Source organism: Pseudomonas protegens (assembly GCF_003363755.1).
GTDB classification, from domain to species: Bacteria; Pseudomonadota; Gammaproteobacteria; order Pseudomonadales; family Pseudomonadaceae; genus Aquipseudomonas; species Aquipseudomonas danubii.
In genome coordinates this window covers 1,016,511-1,033,658 of sequence record NZ_CP031396.1, presented here as the reverse complement: position 1 = coordinate 1,033,658, position 17,148 = coordinate 1,016,511, and the positions used below count along the sequence as shown (strand labels likewise).

The window sequence follows — 17,148 nt, the reverse complement described above, 5'->3', positions numbered from 1 at the left end:
GTGTCACTGGGTAGTCAAAAAGGGGAGAGGTTGCTGTGCTGCCGCCTGGCCTGAACACGAGTGTCAGTTCCCATTGCGTTGGCGGCCGCTACAGCCGGTCAAGAGCAGGTGGCGCTTGCGCGCCACGCTCAAGGCTTTGAAGCACCGGGTTTAACGGCGTATCCAGCCCCATTCCCAGGAGCTGCCGACACCTGGTTCGAACACGTTCATGCCGGTCGTGAACTGCTTGCAGTAGCTGCTGAACGGCAGCGGCTTGCATTCATAGACCTGGCCGTCCTTGGGTTGCAGAACCAGCGTTCCGGCCTTGTAGGACTGCAGCCCCTGAGGGAAGACGTAGTCATACTGGGCGCTGACATCCGCCGGATTTTCCGGCTTCTGCTCGACGACCTCAGGCGTGACCTTGAAGCTGGCGGTCTTCTGCAACAGGTGGCCTTTCTTGGAGCTGGACACGATGACCAGGTCGTATTGGCCGGGGTTGATGTCTTTGAGCGTCGTCGAGAACTGCGGGTTGAGGCTGCCGACGTCGCCGTATGCCACCTGGACGCGCTTGCCTGCTGCGTCATAGATCTCCATGGACAGGAAGTAGCTGTCGCTTGGGTCCGTGGCCTCAAGGCTGGCCTTCACTTGCAGCTCGACCTGGCCATCCTTGATCGGGTACTGCGCTTGCAGTCCGGCGATTTTCAGTTCGGTTGGGCTGACGGCCAGGGTCCTGTCGATCAGCACGCTGGTGATGCCGCTGTCTTTCTTGGCGAAGATGGTGTTCTTGCCCAGTACGGCAACCACTTGGTCCTTGGCGTTCAGATCACCCATCTGGTAGCCGAGGTTGGCGGCGTTGACCTTCTTCGCCAGTTCCCGGGTCCAGGTGTTCTTGTCCGCCATGGCGGCCGAGGTAATGTCCAGGGTCACCTGTTTGGCCAGTTGTTCGCCTTGCGCGGTAAAGACCCGGGTCCTGACCTTGTCGCCGACTCCCAGTGCTTCGGGCTGCACCGAACCGATATCGGTCCAGGCCGACTCCGCGACGGGGTCCGGCTGGCTAGCCGCCCCCGGGTTGTCGATGTTCAGGTCCACCACCTGGTAGAAGGAGTTGCGGTTGTCATCGACTTTCCAGACAGCGAGCAATACGTGATAGCCGCTACGGTCGGCAGGGATATTCACGGTGTGTCGGGTTTTTGCGTTCGGCATGCGACCGCCCCACGGTTCGTCGAGAAGAGGTGTCATCTCGAAGGAGTCGCGGGTCAGCGGCTGGTTCGGGTTCCAGTCCTTTTTGGTGATGTAGAACTGGTAATTGCGGGTCTTGTGATAGGCGGTGTAGTGCCAAGTGAAGGTGTTCGGGCCGGGTTTGATGGTGTTCTTCTTCCAGCGACTGGTGGTTTGCTCGTCCAGTTTGCCGAAGCTGCCCAGGCCGGCAGACGCGATTCGGCCGTTGGCCGGACCGCAGGTGCGGAAGTCGCCATCACAGGCTTGTGCGTTGCTCGGGTAGCTGGTGTGGCCGTACCCAGTGGAGGCGAAGTACTCAATGCTCTGAGGCACGTAGGTGGCAACGCCGCAACCTGTGTTTTGGCCTTTGTTGCACAGGAACACGCGCGATGCCGGACTCTCAATGTAGCCGTGAGCAGCGGCTTGCTGAGCCGTGATCGAGGCCAGGCCGATGGCTAGAGCCAGGGGCAGCTTGAGAAAGGTACGCGCACGCTGTAGCGAGATCATCTCTTGATCCTTAGTTGGTTTTTTAATGGATTCAACAGGCAATCAAGTGAGGGGGGAGCCACTTTCGGTCGTACTGGCGCCTCTGTCTGGCACCCCCCTCTCCGAAAGCAACGGGCAGGATAGGGTGCGCTGTGTCAGGGCTATATGGGACGGGTACTAGATTGCGTTTGGAGCGCCTCGGGCGGTGTATCGGTGGGCTGTGGCGGCGGCTCGCGCAGGCTGGCGAGCTGCTGCCTGGCTTGTTGGTAAACCTGCTCCATGGCGCTGAGCAGCGCTTGCTGGCAGTTGCGCACGGACGGCAGATGGGTCACGTCGACCTTTCTCAGGGCCTCGCAGGTTCTGGCCATTTCCTGGGCGTTGATCAGGCAGGCCACGCCGCTCAGGCGATGGGTCAGGTCGTTGATCAGATGCGGGGTATTGGCCAGGACGCAGGTGCGCAGTTCGGCGATTTCCTGCTGCAGGTTCTTGGTCAGTTCGTTGAGGATGCGCCGATGCAGGGTCGGACTGTTTTCCCCCAGGTCCCTGAGGTGGTCGATGTCGAAGGCGCGCACCCGCTCTTCGCCGGCACCGCTGTGACTGCCCAGGACTTCCTGCAGCCGGGCCAGGGTCACCGGCTTGATCATCAGATCGTTCATCCCGGCGTTGGAGCATTGGGTCGCTTCGTTGCTCAGGGCGCTGGCGGTGTAGCCGACGATCAGCCGCGGCTTGGCCCCGCTCTGTTGTTCGGCCTCACGCACCGCCCGTGCCAGGCTGTAGCCGTCCATGCCCGGCATGTTGCAGTCGCTGATCAACACGTCGTAGTGGCGGTGGCGCAGCAGCTGCAGGGCTTCTTCGCCACTGCTGACGTGTTCGGCCACGTGACCGATGCGCTCCAGCTGCAGGGTCAGCACCAGGCCGTTGGTGGAGACGTCGTCCACCACCAGCACCCGCAAGGCTTTGCCGGTGATCGGCGGCACTTCCGGCTTTTCCGCCACTTCCGCGTTTGCTGTCTGCCAGCTCACCGGCAGTTCGACGTGGATGCAGCAGCCTTGTCCGGGTTCGCTTTCCAGCCAGATGCGGCCGCCCATCAGTTGCACCAGCTGGTGGCAGATGCTCAGGCCCAGGCCCGATCCGCCGTACAGGTGGGCGGTGCGCGCGGTGGCCTGGCGATAGGGCTCGAAAATCCCCGCCTGGTTGGCCAGGGGAATGCCGATGCCGGTATCGCGCACGCTCAGGGTCAGCAGGCTGTTGCTGTCCTGCACATGGGTTTCGCGCAGGGTGACCTGGATGTGGCCGCGGTCGGTGAACTTCAAGGCATTGCTCAAGAGGTTGTGCAGGATCTGCTGCAGGCGTAGCGAGTCGACCCAGTACAGCCGGTTGGGGCTGGCCTGATAGTCGAAGTTCAGTTGCAGGCGTTTCTCCCGGGCTTGCACGGCAAACAGTCCCAGGCCGTTGGCGAGCAGGGGTTCCAGGGCGGTGGGGTGGGGTGCCAGTTGCATCAGGCCACTCTCTATTTTGTCCAGATCCAGAATGTTGCCGATCAGGTCGATCATCGAGGTCGCCGATTGCTGGGCCACCCGCAGGTTGTGCGACGGCGCCTGGCTGGCGCTGGTTTCCAGTTCCAGCAGACCGACCAGGGCATTGAGCGGGGTGCGCAGTTCGTGGCTCATGGAGGCGAGGAACTCGCTCTTGGCGGCACTGGCTTTTTGCGCAACCTGCTTGGCTTCGCGCAATTTGAGTTCCAGGTTCTTGCGCTCGGAGATGTCCAGCCAGCCCCCCAGCAGCCCCTGCAGGACCCCGCGGGCGTTGTAGAACGGCACCAGCCACTGATAGAGGCAGTACTGCTGCTCCTTGATCCACAGGCTGGTGTCGAGAAAGCGTGGCCGGTGATTGGCCAGCAGCAGCTGATGCTCCTCTTGCAGCACCTCGGCGAAGTCGCGCGGCATGTTCGGCTGCTCGGTAGGCAGGCAGCCCTCGACCTGCTCCTGGGAGGTGGCGAAGAACTCCTCATAGGCGCGGTTGCAGGTGCTCAACCGGCCATTCAGGTCGCAGACATACAGCGGCGTCGGCAGGCCGTTGAGCAGGGAGAACTGGAAGGCCAGCTTGTCCTGCAGGCGGGTCTGCACGCAGATGGTTTCCCGCACCTGGATCTTCAGGCGCCAGTTCCAGATCAGCGACAGCACGAAGATGATCAGGATCACCACGCCCACATGCCAGGCCTGCTCGGCGACCCAGCTCCAGAGCGCGGCGCTGGAATGTTGTTCGGCGATCAGCTGGATGTCGCTTTGCGGGTTCCTGGCCATGGAGTCCAGCAGCTTGTCGAGCACGCTCAGCAACTCCCTGGCACCTGGGGCCGCGGCAAAGCGGTGGGGCGTGGGCAGGGCGTCGAAGGCCAGGCCGAACTGCAGTCCTGAACCGGACAGCGCCTCGGTGCCCACCGGGGTGTCCAGGGTCGCGTCGACCTGACGTTGCAGCACCAGGTTCAGGGCCTGGCGATGATCCTCGGTGAGCACCAGATGGATGTCCGGGTAGCGCTGTTTCAGGTGTTCGAGCAGCGGGTGGTTGCGCGGTAGCGCCAGGTGTCGCCCGAGCATGGCGTCCAGGGAACTGGGAGAACTGTCGCCATGGCGCACCACAAAGGCCCAGTTGCGAGTGCCGTAGCTCTGGCTCAGGCCGATGCCCCTGGCATTGCCGGTCAGGCCCAGGTCGCGGGTGGTCAGATCGGCGTTGCCGGCGGCCAGTTGTTCCAGGTCATCGGTCCTGGAGCGACTGGGCTGAATGTTGAGCTGCAGGCGGAACGAGTCGGCCAGGGTGCGCAGGATATCGATGCTCAGTCCGGCCCACTGGCCCTCGGCATTGCGGTAGATGTAGGGCGGCGCTTCCTCCGCCAGCAGATTGATCTGCCGGTGCGCGGTGAGCCAGTTCAGTTCGCTGGGGGTCAGGGAAAACGACTCGGTCGGCGCGAAGGGAAAGGGCTCCTGGCTCGACTGGTTCTGGATCCGCCGCTTGTGCTCCTCGGGAATGGCGTTGAGCACGTAGTCGATCAGCGCTCGCAGGGTGGCATCCTCGCGCCGCACGGCAAAGGCGAAGCCGGCGTCGGGCAACTGTGGATAGAACTTGCTGTGCAGCCGCAGGTCGGGGCGGGCCTGCATGTACAGGGTGGTGCGGAAACGGTCGCTGATAAAGGCGTCGGCCTGTTTGCCGGCCAGTTGCTCAAGGGCCAGGGCGGTGGTGTGCACGCCGCTGACGTCGGCCCGTGGATAGGTCTTGCGGACGATCTTGAGGTCCAAGTAGTTGTCCAGCACCAGCACCCGCTTGTCTTCCAGGTCCGGTGGCAGGCTCTGGTCGTTGATGCGCCCGACGATGATCGGCTGGTTGTTCAGGTACGGACGGCTGAGGGACAGACCGGGGGTCTGTGCTTCAAGCGCGGTGGCCCGGGGCAGCAGGTCGATACGGTGTTCGAGCAGGGCGCGGATCGCGTCCTGGGGCGAGGCCAGCTCGACGAACTCGAAGCGCAGGCCCAGCTGCTTGCCGATGAGCTTGAGGTATTCGTCGGAGATCACCTTGAGCACCTGGTTGCCGGCGCTTTCCAGGGGCCGCTCGGGGGGCACGATGGTCGCTACCCGCAGCACCTTGTGGGGCAGGGTGCTGCGCATGTCCAGCAGCCGGGCCAATGACGGATTACCCGGCTCTTGCGACTCGGCGCAGTGGGCGGGCAGGCTGAAAAACAGGCTGACCAGGACCATGAAGCTGAACAGCAGGCAGACACGGATCAGCCTCCAGAACTGGGGGGGGCGGGAAATCAGGGGCATAGGGGGGAAGCTCCGGAGTTTTGAGGACCGCTCAGCTCAGGCCGTGTTCCTGGATGTACAGGAACAGGCTGGCCGAGGTGTCCAGGCCAAGCTTGCGCATGGCGCTGCTCTTTTGCGTGCTGATGGTCTGTTTGCTGCGGCACAGGTGCTGGGCGATGGCGCCGATGCTCATGCCGGTGCCGTACAGACGCAGCACCTCGATCTCTCTGGCCGACAACTGCTCGGGCTGCAGCAGCGGCTTGCCATGCAAGGCGGTGCTGGTGTCCAGCAGATGCTGGATCGACGGCGACACGAAAGGTGCCCGCGAGTGGGCGGCAATCGCCTTGGGCAGGTCGTTGAGCAAGCCGCGCTTGCTCACCAGGCCCTGGATTCCGAGTTTGAGCAGGCTGCTGATCAGCGCCGGGTTGTCGAGCATGGTGATCACCACGATGGCCAGCTCCGGGTAGCGTGAGCGCAGGCGTCTGATCAGACGAATCCCATCCACCTGATCGCCACCGGGCATCATCAGGTCGGTCAGCAGCAGGTCGCAGGGCTGGCGCTGCAGGTTTTCCAACAAAGCTTCCACGCTGTGGGCCTGGGCAACGATTTCCAGTTCGGCGCGGTTTTCCAGCAGGGTATGAATCCCAATCAGGGTCAAGGGATGGTCATCGGCTATCTGCACGCGGATCGGCATGGGTTCTTGTACTCGGCTTTTCGACAGGCATGAGCCCACAACAATGCGCAGCTTCCGCAAAGGAGCAGGCATTTTGCTAGTGGGGTCGTCAGAGGATTCGCAGGGTATCACTGAAATTGACGCCAAAAAGACGTCTGGGGGATTTTAAGAATCGTCTTATGCCTAAGGGGAAACTTTCTGAAAAGAGCTCGAGAAGTCAGCTGGTTTTTTGTAAGAAACGCCTCTGGAACGGCCTTTTCACCCCTCAGTTGCAGGCCGTTTTCAGGGGCTTTTTCGACGGTGAAAAAGCCCATTTCACGGGGTCAGTTCATGGGCGGCAACCGCCGCTTGATCGGCGATTTCTTGATGATCGCGGTGTTGGTTTCGGCGAAATGGTTGAGGCGGTCCAGCAGGCTGTCCAGCTGTTCCATGGAGCGCACTTGAAGGCGGGCGATAAAGCAGTCGTCACCGGTGACCTTGTCGCATTCGGTGAACTCGGCAATTGCCAGGATCTGCCGTTCCACCTCCTGCAAGCGGCCCGGCAACGGACGAATCCGGACAATGGCCTGCAATTGGTAGCCCAGGGACTTGGGGTCGATTTCCAGGGTATAGGCGGTGATCACCCCGCGTTCTTCGAGTTTTTTCAGGCGTTCGGCCACGCTGGGGGCGGACAGCCCGCTGATCTGCGCCAGGGCCTTGAGGGAGCGGCGGGAGTCCTGCATCAGGGCACTGATCAGGGCCTGGTCGATGGCATCGAGCATGGCAACCTCGTTAGGTGATTGGGCGTTTATGCCTTGATAAAAAAGGCCTGAGTGCATACTAGCCCAGGTTTTGAACTGGCGATGGCCGTGTGCCGCTGGGCATAATCTGGCCCTTGTCAGAGGAGATTGATGATGGATGCACTGACCCGTCGCGGATCACTGGAAATGACCGCCGCGATGCTGATTTCCGGAACCATTGGCTGGTTCGTTCTGGTGTCCGGACAACCGGTGCTGGACGTGGTGTTCTGGCGTTGCCTGTTCGGTGCCGGCGCGTTGCTGCTGATTTGCGGCGCTTTCGGTTTTTTGCGAAGGAATATTCTGACTCGGCGCAGCCTGTTTCTGGCGGTGCTCAGCGGCGTGGCGATTGTCGGCAACTGGGTGCTGCTGTTCGGTTCCTATTCCCGGGCCTCGATCGCCATCGGCACCGCGGTGTACAACGTCCAGCCGTTCATTCTGGTGGCCCTGGGGGCGTTGTTCCTGGGGGAGAAGATCACCCCGCAGAAGCTGTTCTGGCTGTGCCTGTCCTTTGCCGGGATGTTGGCCATCGTCAGCGCCCATGGCACCGAGGGCGACGCCGGCAGCGACTATCTGCTGGGCATCGCCCTGGCCCTGGGCGCGGCATTGCTCTATGCCTTCGCCGCGTTGCTGATCAAGCGCCTGAGCGGCACGCCGCCGCACCTGATCGCGCTGATCCAGGTCTGCACCGGGGTCCTGCTGCTGGCGCCCTGGGCCAACCTCGCCGAGCCACCCCAGCAGGCCACGGCCTGGGCCAGCCTGCTGACCCTGGGCATCGTGCATACCGGGGTGATGTATGTGCTGTTGTACGGGGCGATCCAGAAGCTGCCGACCGCGCTGACCGGCGCCTTGTCCTTCATCTATCCGATCGCGGCGATCTTCGTCGACTGGCTGGCCTTCGGGCATCGCCTGGGGCTGTTGCAGTGGCTGGGGGTCGCCGCGATTCTGCTGGCCGCCGCCGGGATGCAGCAGGGTTGGACGTTCAAGCGCCGGCGCAGCGTTCTGCAATGAGCGCAGGCTGAGGCCGGACGGGGACCGGCAATAGGTTCCACGCTGGCGGGCCCGGGCGCCAGCGTCGCGTCTGTGCCGGTCGGCGCCTGAGCTTGACAGGCCGGGGCGCAGCGCTAGCTTTTATCCAGTGTCGGCACTGTTGCCACGCACTACCCCCTGTGATCCAGGCCCCTGGCAACCCGCCCGGGTACGCCTCGACCATCCGCAACCACCGACTCGCGTCGTGCCGGGTCGGCCCTGGAGCGATCATGAGCACTCGACGCAAGGTTCCCGGAATCCGCAACTACGATGGTCCCGCCGGTGGCTGGGGCGCGCTCAAGGCTACCGCCACGGCGGTGCGCGAACAGATGGACGCGCTCAAGGCGCCCCTGACCCTGATGCGCACCAACCAGCCCGATGGCTTTGACTGCCCGGGCTGCGCCTGGCCCGACAAGGAGCACAAGTCGACCTTCCAGTTCTGTGAAAACGGCGCCAAGGCGGTGACCTGGGAAGCCACCAACAAGCGGGTGACCCCGGCCTTCTTCGCCGAGCATCCGCTGACCTCGCTGCTGCAGCGTTCCGACTATCAGCTCGAAGACCTGGGCCGCCTCACCGAGCCCCTGGTCTATGACCGCGCCAGCGATACCTTCAAGCCGCTGGCGTGGCAGGCGGCGTTCGAGCGTATTGGCCAGATCCTGCGGGGCCTGCAGCCCGAGCAGGTGGAGTTCTACACCTCCGGCCGCGCCTCCAACGAAGCGGCCTACCTGTACCAGCTGTTCGCTCGGGAATACGGCAGCAACAACTTCCCCGACTGCTCGAACATGTGCCACGAACCCACCAGCGTCGGTTTGCCGCGCTCGATCGGCATCGGCAAGGGCACGGTGTCCCTGGAGGATTTCGACCTCTGCGAGCTGATCATTTCCATCGGCCACAACCCGGGCACCAACCACCCGCGGATGATGGGCACCTTGCATGAAGCCTCGCGGCGCAAGGTGCCGATCATGGTCTTCAACCCGCTGCGCGAGCGCGCCCTGGAGCGCTTTGCCGACCCGCAGAACATGGTGGAGATGGCCACCTACGGCTCGACCCGCATCGCTTCGTCCTACTTCCAGGTCAAGGCCGGCGGCGATGCGGCGGCGATCAAGGGCATCATGAAGGCCCTGCTGGCCCTGGAGGGCAGCCTCGGGCAGGTGCTGGACCATGAGTTCATCGCCGAGCACACCCAGGGCTTCGAGGCCCTGGCGGCGGACCTGCACGCCACCGCCTGGGCGGACATCGAGCAGGCCAGCGGCCTGCACCAGGCGGACCTGGAAATGGTCGCCGCAGCCTACGCCAAGTCCAATGCCACCATCGTCACCTACGGCATGGGCATCACCCAGCACAACGAAGGCACGGCCAATGTGCGGCTGATTTGCGACCTGCTGATGCTGCGCGGCAACCTGGGCAAGCCGGGGGCCGGCATCTGTCCGTTGCGCGGCCATTCCAACGTCCAGGGCAACCGCACCGTGGGCATCACCGAGAAGCCTACGCAGGCCTTTCTCGACAAGCTCCAGCAGACCTTCGGCTTCACGCCGCCTTCGGCCCATGGCCACGATGCGGTGCAGGCCATGCAGGCGATGATCGACGGCAGGGCCAAGGCGCTGCTGTGCCTGGGGGGCAACTTCGCCGTGGCCCTGCCGGACCCGGGCCAGTGTTTCCCGGCCATGAGCCGGCTCGACCTGAGCGTGCACGTGGCCACCAAGCTCAACCGTAGCCATTTGCTGGTGGCCAAGGAGACCTTCATCCTGCCCTGCCTGGGCCGCACCGAGCTGGACCTGCAGGACGGCCTGCGCCAGGCCATCACCGTGGAGGATTCGATGTCCATGGTCCACGCCTCGGCGGGCAAGCTGACCCCGGCGTCGCCGCTTCTGCTCTCGGAACCGGCGATTGTCGCCGGCATGGCCAAGGCCACGCTGCCCGACAGTCGCGTGCCCTGGCTGGAACTGGTGGCCGACTACGACAAGATCCGCGACCTGATCGAACAGACGGTGCCCGGCTTCGACGACTACAACGCCCGGATCCGCGTGCCCGGCGGCTTCCGCATGCCCCTGGCGGCGGCCCAGCGGCAATGGCTGACCCCCTCGGGCAAGGCCGAGTTCTTCGTCTTCCCCGGGCTGCACGAGGACAAGGAAGTGGACGGCGCCGATGTCCTGCGGCTGATCACCCTGCGCAGCCACGACCAGTACAACACCACCATCTACGCCCTGGACGACCGCTATCGCGGGGTCTTCGGCCGTCGCGACGTGCTGTTCATCAGCCCCGGGGATCTGGCTGCCCGTGGCCTGGCCCACGGTGACCTGGTGGACATCGAGACGGTCATCGGCGGGCGGCGGCTGCGCTACGAAAACATCACCGCCATCGAGTACAAGATCGCCCCGGGCACTGTGGGCGCCTATTACCCCGAGGCTAACCGCCTGGTGCCCCTGGACTACCTGGATGTGGACAGCGGCACGCCGTCCTACAAATCGGTGCCGGTGCGGGTCTTGCGCTCGACCTTGGGCAGCGCCGCCTCCTGAGCCGGCAATGGGCGAGGGAGCTCGCTCCCGCTCGGACGCGCAGCGGCCGTAAAACCTGAATCTGCGGTCTGCCTGATAGGAAGGGGACTCAGGCATTGGGAAGGCTGCGCCTTCCAGCGGGAGCAAGCTCCCTCGCCACAGTAAGCGCTCTTGTCACAAGGTTTGTTCAACCTCACAGCTGGTGGCTGACAGCTTGCCGCTTACAGCTGCTTGTTTGTTCAGCCTCACAACTGGCGGCAACCCAGCGGCCGCAAGAACTGCTGCAAACAGCTTGTGGCTGGAAGCTTGCCGCTTGCAGCTGCTTGTTTGTTCAGCCTCGCAGCTGGCGGCAACCCGGAGGCCGCAAGAACTGATGCAAACAGCTTGCGGCTGGCAGCTCACCGCTTGCAGCTGCTTCCCTCACCACCGCCACAATCTGCTAATTTCCTGTCGGTGACTTTTCCGACCGCAGCCCGTGGACCCCACAATGACCCAGTCTTCCTCCCTGGCCGAGCGCAAGCCCGAGCCGCAGCCATCTGCAACCCCATCACCCGCAGTGCAATTTTCATCGTCGCCACCCTGGCCCCCGGCGCTGCTGCCGCGCACACCCTGCGCGAGTGGTGCGCCGACGTCGCCGCGCTGACCCGCTCGGTGGGCAAGCGCGTGCCGGGGGGCAATCTGTCCTGTGTCTGCGGCTTTGGCTCCGCCGCCTGGGACCGGCTGTTCGCTGGCCCGCGTCCGGCGTCGCTGCACCCCTTCATTGAGGTGGGCGTGGAGGGCCGGCGCGCGCCGTCGACCCCCGGCGACCTGTTGCTGCACATCCGCGCCGAGCAGATGGACCTGTGCTTCGAGCTGGCCACGCAATTGCTCAAGCCCCTGGGCGACGCAGTCAAGGTGGTGGACGAGGTCCAGGGCTTCCGCTATTTCGACATGCGCAGCATGGTCGGCTTCGTCGACGGCACCGAGAACCCGGAAGGCCGCGAGGCGGTGGATTTCACCCTGATCGGCGACGAAGACCCGTCGTTCTGCAACGGCAGCTACGTGCTGGTGCAGAAATACCTGCACAACATGACGGCCTGGAACGCGCTGACGGTGGAAGCCCAGGAACGCATCATCGGCCGCACCAAGCTGTCGGACATCGAACTCGACGAATCGGTGAAACCCAGCTGCTCCCACAGTTCCCTGACCACCCTGGAAGAGAACGGCGAGGAGGTGAAGATCCTGCGCGACAACATGCCCTTCGGCCGTCCGGGCGCCGGGGAATTCGGCACCTACTTCATCGGCTACGCGCGTTCGCCACGGCCGGTGGAGCAGATGCTGGAAAACATGTTCGTCGGGCGCCCGGCGGGCAACTACGACCGCCTGCTGGACTTCAGCACGGCCGTCACCGGCGGGCTGTTCTTCGTGCCTTCCGCCGATCTGCTGGAACAGCTGGCCGAGCGCGCGCCGACCGGCCAATAACCGCAAAAACCCGACCCGCTGCTGCGGGCCGGGGTTTCAGGGGGGACCGGCAATTATCAGTGGCTGTGCATGCCGGCGGCCTGCATCAGCAGGCGCAGCAGGCCGGCCACCAGCCCCAGGCCGATGACGCTGGCCAGCCAGATGCCGAGCATCCACAGCAGGCGCTGCCAGCCGGGTGCCGGTTGCGCGGGGGGGGTGGTGAGTTTATCCATGGGCCAGCTCCAGCATCAGCGCGCCGCTGCAGGCGAGCATCAGCAGGGCGCCGATGAACAGCAGGCTCAGTTGCGCCACCGTCCTGTGCCAAGGCATTGGCTTTGCCCGATCAATGGTAGCCATCGCCAATCCTCACTTTGCCGCGGAACACGTAGTAGCTCCAGCAGGTGTACATCAGGATGATCGGCAGGATGAACAGGGTGCCGATCAGGATGAACAGCTGGCTGGTCAGGGGCGATGCCGCGTCCCACAGACTGATGGACGGCGGCACGATGTTCGGCCAGATGCTGAACGCCAGGCCGATGTAGCCGAGGAACACCAGCACCAGGGTGAACACGAACGGCCAGTGGGAATGATGCTGGCGCAAGGTCCCCAGCAGCCCGCACAACGCCAGTAGGCCCAGCACCGCCAACGCACCGAAGATCACGATATGGGCATGGCTGAACCAGCGGGTGGCGATGTCCGGGTGCAGCACCGGGGTCCAGACGCAGAGCACCGCCACCACCGCCATCAGCGCGAACGCCAGGGGGCGGGTGTAGTGGCGCATGCGCGCTTCGAGCATGCCCTCGGTCTTGACCAGCAGCCAGGTGCTGCCCAGCAGCGCGTAGGCCACGATCAGCCCCAGGCCGCAGAACAGCGGGAACGGCGCCAGCCAGTCCAGGGAACCGCCGGCGAACTGCCGGTTGACCACCGGGATGCCGGAAATGTAAGTGCCGATCACGATGCCCTGGCACAGGGTCGCCAGCAGCGAGCCGCCGATAAAGGCCCAGTCCCAGATGTGGCGCTGCTGCGGGCTGGCCTTGAAGCGGAACTCGAAGGCCACGCCGCGGAAGATCAGCCCCGCCAGCATGAAGATCAGCGGCAGGTACAGGGCTTCGAGAATCACCGAGTAGGCCAGGGGAAAGGCCCCGTACAGCGCTGCGCCGCCGAGGATCAGCCAGGTCTCGTTACCGTCCCAGACCGGGGCCACGGTGTTCATCATCACGTCCCGTTCCCGGGCATCGGGGATCAGCGGGAAGAGAATCCCCAGCCCCAGGTCGAAGCCGTCCATGATCACGTACATCATCACCCCGAAGGCAATGATCACGCCCCAGATCAACGACAGGTCTATGCCTTGAATCGTCATGTTGATATCCCTTGTTTCAGTGGTGGTGGTCGCTGGACGCAAAGGTCTCGGCGATGGCGGACAGAGGACGGCGCGGCGTTGGCTCCTGGCCGACAGGGTGGGTCGGCGGGTGCTCGTGGTGGGGCTGCGGGCCCTTGCGCACCAGCTTCATCATGTAGCCGATGCCCACCGCGAACACCGAGAAGTAGATCACCACGAACAGCGCCAGGGAGATGCTCAGTTGGGTCACGCTGTGGTTGGAAGCGGCGTCGCTGGTGCGCAGCAGGCCGTACACCACCCAGGGCTGGCGCCCGACTTCGGTGGTGATCCAGCCCGCCAGCATGGCGATCAGGCCGGTGGGGCCCATCCACAGCACCAGGCGCAGGAACAGGCGGTTGCGATACAGCGCGCCGTTACGCCGCAACAGCAGGCCCAGCACCCCGGTGAGGATCATCAACATGCCCAGCCCGGCCATGATGCGGAAACTGAAAAACACGATGGCCGAGTTGGGACGGTCTTCCTTGGGGAAGCTCTTGAGCGCAGGGATCTGCTTGTCCAGGCTGTGGGTCAGGATCAGGCTGCCCAGGTAGGGCACTTCCACGGCGTAGTCGGTTTTTTCGCCGTCCATGTTGGGAATGCCGAACAGCACCAGGGGCGAGGGTTCGCTGCCGTGGTTTTCCCAGTGGCCTTCGATAGCGGCGATTTTTGCCGGTTGATGTTCCAGGGTGTTGAGGCCGTGGGCGTCACCGACCACCGCCTGGATCGGCGCCACGATCAGCGCCATCCACAGCGCCATGGACAACATCTTGCGCACTGGCGGCGTGTTGTTGCCCCGCAGCAGGTGCCAGGCGGCGCTTGATCCGACGAAGAACGCCGTGGCGACGAACGCGGCAATCGCCATGTGCGCCAGGCGGAAGGGGAACGACGGGTTGAAGACGATTGCCAGCCAGTCCATGGGCATGATCCGCCCATCGACGATGGAGAAGCCCTGGGGCGTCTGCATCCAGCTGTTGGAGGCGAGAATCCAGAAGGTCGAGATCAGGGTGCCGATGGCCACCATCACCGTGGCGAAGAAGTGCAGCCCGCGGCCGACCCGGTTCCAGCCGAACAGCATGACCCCGAGAAAGCCCGCTTCAAGGAAGAACGCGGTCAGCACCTCATAGGTCAGCAGCGGCCCGGTGATGCTCCCGGCAAAGTCCGAAAAGCGGCTCCAGTTGGTGCCGAACTCATAAGCCATGACCAGCCCGGAGACCACGCCCATGCCGAAGTTGACGGCAAAGATCTTCGACCAGAAGTGATACAGGTCCTTGTAAGTGCTGTTGTGGGTCTTGAGCCACAGCCCTTCGAGCACCGCCAGGAAACTGGCCAGGCCGATGGTGATGGCGGGAAAGATGATGTGGAACGAGACCGTGAACGCGAACTGGATGCGTGCAAGGTCGAGCGCCTGTAGATGAATCATGACGATACCCTCGTAATGGCTTGATGCCCGAGCAGGCACTGCGCGGCCGTCGCGAACCCGTGGGCTCGCGGCGGGGGCAGGGGCACTGCACAGGTAAAGGCTGGGGTGGCGATAGCACCGCCCCAGGCTGGATCACAGGCCAACGGACTGGATCAGGTTGCTGGCCGCAGCCGGCTCCAGGCGGATGGCGATGAACTTGGAGGTCGGCGTGTAGGTGCGGTCGCCATAGCTTTCCAGGGGCACCAGGGGGTTGGTCTCCGGGTAGTAGGCGGCAGACTGGCCGGCGGGAATGTCATAGGCAATCAGGGTGAAACCGCTGACCCGACGCTCCCGGCCGTCGTCCCACAGCGAGACGATGTCGACCTTCTGCCCCGGCTCGAAGCCCAGCTGGCGAATGTCCTGCTCGTTGGCGAACAGCACCTCGCGCATGCCGTAGACCCCGCGATAGCGGTCGTCCAGGCCATACAGGGTGGTGTTGTACTGGTCGTGGGAACGCATGGTCTGCAGGATCAGGTCCGGCTTGACCTTGAGCTTGCGCACCCCGGCGCTGACCAGGTGCTCCGGCAGCACGCTGGGAATGAAGCGCGCCTTGCCGGTGGCGGTGTTCCAGCGCCGCTGGGTGGCGTCGTTGCCCAGGTGGAAACCGCCGGGGTGCAGCAGCTTGAGATTGAAGTCCTCGAACCCCGGGATGGTGTCGGCGATCAGGTCGCGGATGCGTCCGTAGTCTTCGATGGTCCACAGCCAGTCGATGGGGTGCTGGCCCAGGGTGGCGTTGGCGATGCCGGCGATGATTGCCGGTTCCGAGCGCAGGTGCGGCGACTTGGGTTTCAGTTGGCCATGGGAGATGTGCACCATGCTGAAGGTGTCTTCCACGGTGATGCCTTGGGGGCCATTGGCCTGGATATCGATATCGGTACGGCCCAGGCACGGCAGGATCAGCGCCTCGCGACCGGTCACCAGATGGCTGCGGTTGAGCTTGGTGGCAATGTGCACAGTGAGCTCGCAGTTGCGCAGGGCGGCGTGGGTGCGCGGGGTGTCCGGGGTGGCCTGGGCGAAGTTGCCCCCCAGGCCGATGAACACCTTGGCCCGGCCCTGTTCCATGGCCGAGATCGCCATCACTGTGTTGTGCCCGTGCTCCCGTGGCGGCTTGAAGCCAAAGCGCGCCTCCAGGGCATCCAGCAGCTCGGTGGGCGCCAGTTCGTTGATGCCCATGGTGCGGTCGCCCTGCACGTTGCTGTGGCCGCGCACCGGCGACAGGCCGGCGCCGGGGCGGCCGATGTTGCCCCGCAGCAACAGCACGTTGATCACTTCCTGGATGGTCGGCACCGAATGGGTGTGCTGGGTCAGGCCCATGGCCCAGCACATGATTGCGCGCTTGGCCTTGCGGTACATGCGCGCCGCCAGCTCGATGTCGGCCAGCGTCAGCCCGGACTGCTCGACGATGTGGTTCCAGGACGTGGCATCGACCTCGGCCAGGTAGCTGTCCAGGCCCGAGGTGTGCTCGGCGATAAAGGCCCGGTCGAACACCGCTTCGCCATTGTTGGCCAGGGCCTCGCGCTCCCAGCGCAGGAGGAACTTGGCGATGCCGCGAAAGGCCGCCATGTCGCCGCCCAGGGCCGGGCGGAAGTAGGCCGAGGAGGTGGGTTCGGAGCCGTTGGTGAGCATCTCCAGCGGGTGCTGCGGATGCTGGAAGCGTTCCAGGCCACGCTCCTTGAGTGGGTTGAAGCAGATCACCTGGGCACCGCGTTTCACCGCCTCGCGCAGTGGCTCCAGCATCCGTGGGTGGTTGGTGCCGGGGTTCTGGCCGATGACGAAGATCGCGTCGGCTTCTTCCAGGTCATGGAACACCACCGTGCCCTTGCCCACGCCGACGCTTTCGAACATGCCCACGGCACTGGCCTCGTGGCACATGTTCGAGCAGTCGGGAAAGTTGTTGGTGCCATAGGCGCGCACGAACAGCTGATACAGGTACGCCGCCTCGTTGCTGGCCCGGCCCGAGGTGTAGAACTCCGCCTGGTTCGGCGAGTCCAGCCTTTTGAGGTGGCTGGCGATCAGCTCGAAGGCCTCGTCCCAGGTGGTTTCCACATAGCGGTCCTGGGTGGCGTCGTAGCGCATCGGGTGGGTCAGGCGGCCCTGGTATTCAAGCCAGTAGTCGCTCTGCGCGGCCAGGGCCGAGACCGTGTATTTACTGAAGAAGGCCGGGTTCACCAGGCGCCCGGTGGCTTCCCAGTTGACCGCCTTGGCGCCGTTCTCGCAGAACTTGACCATGCCGTTTTCCGGCGACTCGCCCCAGGCGCAGCCCGGGCAGTCGAAGCCGCCGTTCTGGTTGGTCTTGAGCATGGCGCGGATGTTCTTGAAGGCGTTTTCACTGCCCAGCCAGTTCCTGGTCACCGCGATCAGTGCCCCCCAACCGGCGGCCGCCCCCTTGTAGAGTTTATATCGATCAACTTCGCTCATGATATT

Annotated in this window: 12 protein-coding genes; 3 read left to right on the top strand and 9 right to left on the bottom strand. The window is 64.1% G+C overall.

Going from position 1 to position 17,148, the window contains the following annotated elements; all coding sequences use genetic code 11:
* Positions 1-150: 150 nt before the first annotated feature.
* From gbpA to DWF74_RS04255, 4 genes are all read right to left on the bottom strand, one after another.
* On the bottom strand, positions 151-1,704 hold the full coding sequence (gene gbpA / locus DWF74_RS04275; RefSeq protein WP_115580433.1) for an N-acetylglucosamine-binding protein GbpA: 1,554 nt from the start codon (positions 1,702-1,704) through the stop codon (positions 151-153).
* A gap of 140 nt (positions 1,705-1,844) precedes the next feature.
* Positions 1,845-5,495: an ATP-binding protein gene (locus DWF74_RS04270; protein WP_115580432.1), complete on the bottom strand. Its 3,651-nt coding sequence runs from the start codon at positions 5,493-5,495 to the stop codon at positions 1,845-1,847.
* Positions 5,496-5,526: 31 nt separating this feature from the next.
* Positions 5,527-6,168, bottom strand: a complete 642-nt coding sequence (locus DWF74_RS04265; protein WP_102864813.1) for a response regulator transcription factor — start codon at positions 6,166-6,168, stop codon at positions 5,527-5,529.
* 302 nt (positions 6,169-6,470) lie between these two features.
* Positions 6,471-6,908: an Lrp/AsnC family transcriptional regulator gene (locus DWF74_RS04255; protein WP_115580430.1), complete on the bottom strand. Its 438-nt coding sequence runs from the start codon at positions 6,906-6,908 to the stop codon at positions 6,471-6,473.
* A 132-nt stretch (positions 6,909-7,040) separates the two neighbouring features.
* Here DWF74_RS04255 and DWF74_RS04250 point away from each other — a divergent pair, with 132 nt between their 5' ends.
* The 3 genes from DWF74_RS04250 (at position 7,041) to DWF74_RS04240 (ending at position 11,908) form a co-directional block, all read left to right on the top strand.
* Positions 7,041-7,934 carry a DMT family transporter gene (locus DWF74_RS04250; RefSeq protein WP_060844038.1) on the top strand — a complete coding sequence of 298 codons (894 nt, stop codon included), beginning with the start codon at positions 7,041-7,043 and terminating at the stop codon, positions 7,932-7,934.
* A 248-nt stretch (positions 7,935-8,182) separates the two neighbouring features.
* Positions 8,183-10,468, top strand: a complete 2,286-nt coding sequence (locus DWF74_RS04245) for an FdhF/YdeP family oxidoreductase (protein WP_115580429.1) — start codon at positions 8,183-8,185, stop codon at positions 10,466-10,468.
* A gap of 513 nt (positions 10,469-10,981) precedes the next feature.
* The gene (locus DWF74_RS04240) at positions 10,982-11,908 is read left to right on the top strand and encodes a Dyp-type peroxidase (RefSeq protein ID WP_240322053.1); all 927 of its coding nucleotides are present in this window, start codon (positions 10,982-10,984) and stop codon (positions 11,906-11,908) included.
* Positions 11,909-11,964: 56 nt separating this feature from the next.
* On the opposite strand, the gene DWF74_RS04235 is transcribed toward DWF74_RS04240, so the two are convergent.
* From DWF74_RS04235 to DWF74_RS04220, 5 genes are all read right to left on the bottom strand, one after another.
* Positions 11,965-12,120, bottom strand: coding sequence for a DUF2474 domain-containing protein (locus tag DWF74_RS04235; protein ID WP_082729275.1), 156 nt, complete (start codon positions 12,118-12,120; stop codon positions 11,965-11,967).
* The gene (locus DWF74_RS30765; protein ID WP_275896151.1) at positions 12,113-12,244 is read right to left on the bottom strand and encodes a hypothetical protein; all 132 of its coding nucleotides are present in this window, start codon (positions 12,242-12,244) and stop codon (positions 12,113-12,115) included. Before DWF74_RS30765 ends, DWF74_RS04235 begins: the two co-directional genes overlap by 8 nt.
* Positions 12,231-13,247 (bottom strand): cytochrome d ubiquinol oxidase subunit II, encoded by a 1,017-nt coding sequence (cydB, locus tag DWF74_RS04230; RefSeq protein ID WP_115580428.1) that lies wholly within the window; start codon positions 13,245-13,247, stop codon positions 12,231-12,233. The genes DWF74_RS30765 and cydB overlap by 14 nt, the downstream gene beginning before the upstream one ends.
* 16 nt (positions 13,248-13,263) lie before the next feature.
* Positions 13,264-14,685 (bottom strand): cytochrome ubiquinol oxidase subunit I, encoded by a 1,422-nt coding sequence (locus DWF74_RS04225; RefSeq protein WP_102864819.1) that lies wholly within the window; start codon positions 14,683-14,685, stop codon positions 13,264-13,266.
* Positions 14,686-14,817: 132 nt separating this feature from the next.
* Complete coding sequence (locus DWF74_RS04220; RefSeq protein WP_115580427.1) at positions 14,818-17,142, bottom strand: FdhF/YdeP family oxidoreductase; 2,325 nt, start codon at positions 17,140-17,142, stop codon at positions 14,818-14,820.
* Between the last annotated feature and the right edge of the window lie 6 nt (positions 17,143-17,148).